Source organism: Gemmatimonas sp. (genome assembly GCF_044376735.1).
In the GTDB taxonomy this organism is placed as follows: domain Bacteria; phylum Gemmatimonadota; class Gemmatimonadetes; order Gemmatimonadales; family Gemmatimonadaceae; genus Gemmatimonas.
Window position 1 is genome coordinate 1 of sequence record NZ_JBILKJ010000144.1, and the last position, 6,687, is coordinate 6,687.

Genomic DNA, 6,687 nt, shown 5'->3' on the forward strand with positions numbered 1-6,687 from the left:
GTACCTGTTGCCACGCGATGTCGATACCGGCTACGCCATCGGCAGAGAGGCGTACGACATCCTGCTGCAGCGCGGACACTTCTGTGCGCAGTCGTCCAGCGCGCTGCTGCAACGGGTGCTCGGCGAGCTGCCCGCGGCCCAGGCGCGTTTCCACGCCCTCGCCACCGACGTGGCCGGTTCTCCCGACGCGCTCGGCGCCGCGCTGGCCAACGACCGTCCTGCCGAAGCCGATTACCTCGCCACCTTCACGTCGCAGTTCGAAGCGTGCCGCGCGCTCGCACTCAAGCACGATCAGGTGGCATGGCCCGACTGGCCGTTGCGCTATGTGCCCATTCCCGTGTGGGCCCGCGACATCGCGCCGCAGCTCTACTTCCTGTTCTATCGCTCGCCGGCGCCGTATGAACCCCGCCCCGAGCATCGGTATCTGGTCACGCCTGTTGACGACACCATTGCGCCCGACGAGCGCGAACGTCGCCTGAAAGCGTGGAATCACAGTACCATCACGCTCAATCACGTCGTGCATCACGGCGCGCTTGGTCATCACGTGCAGAACGGGCACGCCACCCATAGGTCGCACTCACGGATCGGCAAGATCGCCGCCGTGGACTGTGCGAGTCGCATCGGCATGTTCCTGGGCGGATCGATGGCCGAGGGGTGGGCGTGCTACGCCACCGAACTCGCCGACGAACTCGGGTTTCTCACGCCACTCGAGCGCGCGGCCGAGCAGCAGAGTCGCGTGCGCATGCTGGCGCGCGCCATCGTCGATATCCGTTTGCACACGGGCGAGTTCACCTTCGCCGAGGCCGTGGCCTACTACGTACACGAAGTCGGTATGCCGGAGGCCGTGGCGGTGGGTGAAGCCACCAAGAACTCCATGTTCCCCTGCACTGCGGTGATGTACTGGCTGGGCACGCAGGGCATTCTCGATCTGCGGGATGCCATGCGCGCGCGGGCGGACTACTCGCCGCGACACTTTCACGACGCGCTGTTGAGCCGGGGATCCATCCCTGTGGCGCTGGCGGCGCGACTCCTCACGGCAACGTCATGATGCGCTGGACCGTACGCTCGTTCCCTCGCGCGATCCGCGGTGCGCCCCTCGGCGTGACCGCCGCGCTCTGTGCGTCACTCGCGGCCTGTGGCGGAGAGACGGCCCGCAGCGGACCGTCGAATGATCTGCTGATCGTGGGCTACGATCGTGAGCCCGACACGATGAACCGCTATGCCACGCACATTCTCGAAGACATCGAGGCAGGCGTGGTGGAAGGGCTCGTCACCAATGACGAGGAGATGAAGATCATCCCCGTGCTCGCCGCCGAGATTCCAACCACGGAGAATGGCGGCGTGGTCGTGCGCGCCGATGGCGGCATGGATGTAACCTGGAAGCTCCGCCCCGGGGTGAAGTGGCACGACGGCGTACCGCATACGTCGGCCGACGTGAAGTTCACCGTGGACGCGATCAACAAGGGCGACTGGAAGCCGGAAAGCGTGGACGGCTTCGACCGCATTTCTTCGGTGGATACGCCCGACTCGCTCACGGCCGTGGTGCACTACAAGGAGATCTACGCGCCGTATCAGCTGCAGTTCGTGCGCGGCACACTGCCCAAGCACGTACTCGAAGGGCGCGATCTCAACACCGCCAACGACTACAACCGCGCGCCACTCGGCACCGGCCCATACAAAGTGAAGGAGTGGAAGACGGGCGAGTACATCCTCCTCGAGCGCGCCGAAGGCTACTGGCGCGGCGCGGAGTATCCCAAGATCAAGCAGCTGCTCTTCCGCTTCCTCACGAACACCACCACGCGCATCAATCTCCTCAAGTCGGGGGAGGTGCACATGGTGGCGCTGGTGGCGTGGGATAAAGTGCGCGAGCTCGAGGCCGTGAGCGACCTGCGAATGAACCGGGTGGTCGGCAACGGTTACGAACACGTGACGCTCAACCAGAAGCACTTCACGCCGTTCGCTGACGTGAAGGTGCGGCAAGCGCTGGCCCATGCCGTCGATCGGGATCTGCTCGTGCGCACGATCCTCGACGGACAGGTGGAGGTGGTGAACGGTCCGATCCAGCCGCTCTCCGCCGCCTACGAGCCGAAGGTGCAATCGTACGGCTTCGATCCCGAGCGCGCGCGTGCGCTGCTCACCGAAGCGGGCTGGGTGCCCGGCGCCGATAGCATCCGCCGGAAAGACGGCAAGCGGCTCGCGTTCACGCTCATTACGCAGTCAGGGTTCGCGATTCGCGAGAACGTGTCGCAGGCATTGCAGCAGGCGTTCCGCGACGTCGGCGTGGACATGCAGGTCAAGCTGCTCGATGGTACGACCATCAGCAGCGTGTGGTTCAGTGGCGAGTTCGACGCCATGTTGCACTGGTGGCAGATGGGTGCCGATCCGGAGCTCACGCTGTTCTTCGCCGGCGACCGCATGCCGCCGGCCGGGCGCAACATCAACTATGTGAACGACACCACGCTCACGTCGCTGCTGTATCGCTCCGATCGCACCGCCGATGTCGCACAGCGTAACGCGCTGCTGCGTGACGCGCAGCGTCGCATTGCGTCCCTTGTACCGGAGATCGTGCTGTACAACACGGCCAAGGTCGATGCCGTGCCGAGGTCCCTGAAGGGGTTCACCGGCAATCCGACCAACGCCGGTCCGTTCTGGAACGTGTACCAGTGGGAGATCCGCACGCCGTGATGCGTGGCGCGATGCACGGCATGATCCTGCGCCGCGTGCTGCAAAGCATTCCTCTGCTGGTCCTCATCTCGATGCTGGTCTTCGCGCTGCTGCAGGCGGTGCCCGGCGGTCCGCTGGCGGCCTACCTCGAGAATCCGAATGTGCGGCCGCAGGACATCGAGCGCCTGCGCGCCGCCATGGGGCTCGATCGTCCGCTCGCCGCGCAGTACGCGTCGTGGCTGTCGGCATTCGTGCGCGGCGACTGGGGATACAGCTTCGCCGACGGTCGTCCGGTGCTGCACCGCGTGCTGGAGCGCGTACCCGCCACGCTCGAACTGGTCGGGGCCAGCACGCTGCTGGCCCTCTGCGTCGCGCTGCCGGTCGGCGTGCTGGCGTCAGTGCATCGCCTGTTCGATCGCATCACGTCGTTCGGTGCCGTGGCCGGCATTTCGCTGCCGGTGTTCTGGTTCGGCTTGCTGTTGCAGTTGGTGTTCGCGATCACGTTGGGGTGGCTGCCGTCGTCCGGTCGCGCGTCGTTCGGGGCCAGCTCGTTCGCCGACCGTATCGCGCACCTCGTGCTGCCGGTGGTCGTCCTCGCCGCCGTGCAGGGCGCGGCGTGGTCTCGGTATCTCCGCCGTGGCATGCGCGAAACCATCGGCCTCCCCTACATGAATGCGGCGCGGGTGCGCGGTGTCTCCGAACTCGGCGTCCTGTTGCGCCATGCGCTGCCCAATGCGCTCGGCCCGTTCGTGACCGTCGTGCTGCTCGACGCCGCCATGATGGCGTCGGGGGCCGTCGTCACCGAAAGCGTGTTCGCTTGGCCCGGCGTGGGAAGTCTGTTCACCGAATCGCTCGTGAAACGCGATTACCCGGTGCTGATGGCGTTCCTCATGTGCGGCGCCATCGCCGTCATGGTGCTGAATCTGCTCGCTGACATCGCGGTGCGCACCCTCGATCCGCGCACGCGGAGCACCGCATGAAGGCCGGACCGCGTGGTGGCCTGCTCTTTCTCGCCACGCTCGTGGTGGCGTCGCTGCTGGCGCCGTATCTGGCGCCCTTCGCCGCCGATGCGCTCGATCTTGCCAACCGTCGCGCAGCGCCGTCGATGGTGCACTGGTTCGGCACCGATGAACTCGGGCGCGACGTGCTCACGCGCGTGCTGGTGGGGGCGCGCGTGTCGCTCGCCATCGGTGTGTTGTCGGCCCTCATGAGCGCGGCAATCGGCGTCGCGGTGGGCTCGGTGGCCGGATACGCTGGTCGCTGGGTCGACGACGCGCTCATGCGCGCCACCGATGCCATGCTCGCCATTCCGCGACTTCCGCTGCTCATGCTTGGCGCCGCCGTGCTGCAGCCCGGCGTGCCGATGCTGATCCTGCTGGTGGCCGCTGCCGGATGGATGGAAACCGCGCGCGTCGTGCGGGCCGAAGTGCAGTCGTTGGCGTCGCTCGATTTCGTGCAGGCGGCGCGGGCCATCGGCGCCAATCCGGTGGGCGTCATCGTGCGCCACATCATCCCGGGTGTCATCCCTGCCGCCACGGTCGCCACCACGCTCGCCATCGGCCGCGGCATCCTGCTGGAAAGCACGATGAGCTTCTTCGGCGTGGGCGTGCAGCCCCCCACCGCCAGCTGGGGCAACATGCTCTATCAGGCCCAGACCGCGATGACCAGCGAACCGTGGCTTGCGATCTTCCCCGGCCTCTTCATCTTTGTCACCGTGCTCGCCTGCAACGCCGTCGGTGATGCCATCGGTTCGTCTCCCACTCCACGTTAGGCCGTGTCATGACCTTCGCGCTTCCGTTCGCGCCGCGGCGCATCGCCATTGGCGCCAACGCGCATGTGGGCATCGCCGAGTCCATTCGCGCGCGTCGCCCCGACCTCGAATTGCGTGGCAAGGTGTTTACCGACATCACCGCCGAGGATCTCGCTTGGGCGGAGGCCTATATCGGCTTCAAGCGTCCGCCGTCGGTGTCGGATATGGGGAACGTGCGCTGGATTCAGTGCACCGGTGCCGGCGTCGATTCGTGGATGGCGTCCGATCTCGATCCCGCCATCCTGCTCACCCGCAGCCCCGAATCGTTCGGGCCCATGATCGCCGAGTGGGCGGTGTCGCGCATCTTTGCGATCCAGCTGCAGGTCCTGGAGTTGGCGGAAGCACAGCGCGAGCGTCGTTGGGCGCCGCGCGACATCGCGCGCGTAGCCGGCACGCGAGCCCTCGTGGTGGGCACGGGTGATATCGGCCGCGCCATCGCGCTGTCGCTGCAGGCATTGGGCGTGCACGTGACCGGCGTGTCACGCAGCGGCACAGCAAACAGCGGGGCCTTCAGCGCCGTGCATCCGGCCAGCGAGCTCGCCAACCTGGTGGGCGACGCCGACTGGATCGTGGTGGCTGTCCCCGACACGCCGGCGTCGCGCGGCCTTGTTTCGCGCGACGTGCTGTCGCGTTGTCAGGGTGCCGTGCTGCTGAACGCCGGCCGTGGCTCGGTGGTCGAGGAAACCGCGTTGCCCGAAGCGCTCGACAACGGCTGGCTGCGCGCGGCGGCACTCGATGTGTTCGCCACCGAACCGCTGCCGGCCGACTCGCCGCTCTGGAGCGATCCGCGCGTGATGGTGTCGCCGCACATCTCCGGACTCACCACCATCGATGGCGCCGCCCATGGCTTTCTGGAGTGTCTCGAATCGCTCGAGCGCGGTGAGCTGCCGAAGTGGGTGGTCGACCGCACGCGCGGCTACTGACGGCGGAGATAGACGGATGTTCGCCACGCCACCGAGTCGAGTCGCGCATGCCAATGCGGTTGCTACGGGCCATCGGGCGATGAACGTGCGACGCGCCCTCTCCTTCGTGCTGCTCGCGCTCTGCGGCTGCAGCGCCGGAACGGCTGCAGCGCCGGTAGCCCCCGCGCCACCTGTAGTACCGCCAGTCGTGTGGACCACCAACGCTATCAGCGCGCCACGCGTGCAGTATCGCACCTTCTCCAGTGTGATCGCGCGCGCCACCGTGAGCTATCACGTGTACACGCCGCCGCAGTACGACAGCGACGCGGCACGACGGTTCCCGGTGCTCTACTGGCTGCACGGCAGCGGTGGAGGTCTCGGTGGTATTTCCGTGCTCGCGGCGTATTTTGACGACGCCATCCGCGCGGGACGCATTCCGCCCATGCTCGTCGTATTCCCCAACGGCATGGCGTCGAGCATGTGGGCCGATTCCAAAGACGGACGCGTCCCCATGGAGTCGATGGTGGTGCGCGACTTGGTACCGCATGTCGACGCGACCTTTCGCACCGTGGCCACGCGCGACGGGCGGTTGCTGGAAGGGTTCAGCATGGGCGGGTATGGCGCATCGCGATGGGGACTGCGCTACCCCGACGTATTCGCCGCGATGAGCATGTTCGCGGCGGGCCCGCTGGACCTCGACTTCAACGGGCCGCGCGCCACGGGGAATCCCGCCGAGCGGGCGCAGATCCTGCGTGAGGTGTACAGCGATGACATGACGTACTATGTCGCGCAGAACCCGTTCACCGTGGCCGAACAGTATGCCGCTACGATACGCGGAACGCCCCGTGCGCTGACGCGTTTTCGTCAGGTGGTGGGTTCGCTCGACTTCACACTGCCGGCCAACGAGGAGTTTCGCGCGCACGTCACGCGATTGGCGATTGCGCAGGAGTACACGCTGGTGCCCAACGTAGGGCATGACACCATGGCGCTCCTCGAGGCGCTCGGCGAACGGAATTTTGCGTTTTACCGCGCGGTGTTCGCCGCCCGCTGAGACGCGACTACGGCACCAACGACACCACGCGGCTTCCGTTCGAGCGCACCGCACCAAAATGACGCCGGTCGGTGGTGAGGATCTCGCGTGCACCGAGTCGTTCCGCAACGGCCATCACCAGCACGTCGCCCGACTCAACTGGTTCGATCGCCGTGCGGATCCTTCCAGAGCAGGGTGTCCACCTGCTCGGAGATGTCGCTCGTGCCGCTGGCAAACTGCCGGGCAATGGACGGCAGCGGCGACGTGGCCCCTGGAGCGGC

General features: G+C 66.7%; 6 protein-coding genes. All 6 read left to right on the plus strand.

Annotation, left to right across the window (positions count from 1 at the left end):
- The coding region (locus tag ACIRA7_RS13860; RefSeq protein ID WP_396221438.1) for a DUF885 family protein at positions 1-1,048 on the plus strand (1,048 nt) is incomplete at its 5' end.
- The gene (locus tag ACIRA7_RS13865; protein ID WP_396221439.1) at positions 1,045-2,685 is read left to right on the plus strand and encodes a peptide ABC transporter substrate-binding protein; all 1,641 of its coding nucleotides are present in this window, start codon (positions 1,045-1,047) and stop codon (positions 2,683-2,685) included. The genes ACIRA7_RS13860 and ACIRA7_RS13865, both read left to right, overlap by 4 nt.
- A complete protein-coding gene (locus ACIRA7_RS13870) occupies positions 2,685-3,644 on the plus strand; it encodes an ABC transporter permease (protein WP_396221443.1) in 960 nt (319 codons plus the stop codon). Before ACIRA7_RS13865 ends, ACIRA7_RS13870 begins: the two co-directional genes overlap by 1 nt.
- Positions 3,641-4,435, plus strand: coding sequence for an ABC transporter permease (locus tag ACIRA7_RS13875; protein ID WP_396221440.1), 795 nt, complete (start codon positions 3,641-3,643; stop codon positions 4,433-4,435). The genes ACIRA7_RS13870 and ACIRA7_RS13875 overlap by 4 nt, the downstream gene beginning before the upstream one ends.
- 8 nt (positions 4,436-4,443) lie before the next feature.
- Positions 4,444-5,397 carry a D-2-hydroxyacid dehydrogenase gene (locus tag ACIRA7_RS13880; protein ID WP_396221441.1) on the plus strand — a complete coding sequence of 318 codons (954 nt, stop codon included), beginning with the start codon at positions 4,444-4,446 and terminating at the stop codon, positions 5,395-5,397.
- Between the two features lie 16 nt (positions 5,398-5,413).
- Positions 5,414-6,427 (plus strand): alpha/beta hydrolase, encoded by a 1,014-nt coding sequence (locus ACIRA7_RS13885; protein WP_396221442.1) that lies wholly within the window; start codon positions 5,414-5,416, stop codon positions 6,425-6,427.
- The last annotated feature ends 260 nt before the right edge of the window (positions 6,428-6,687 follow it).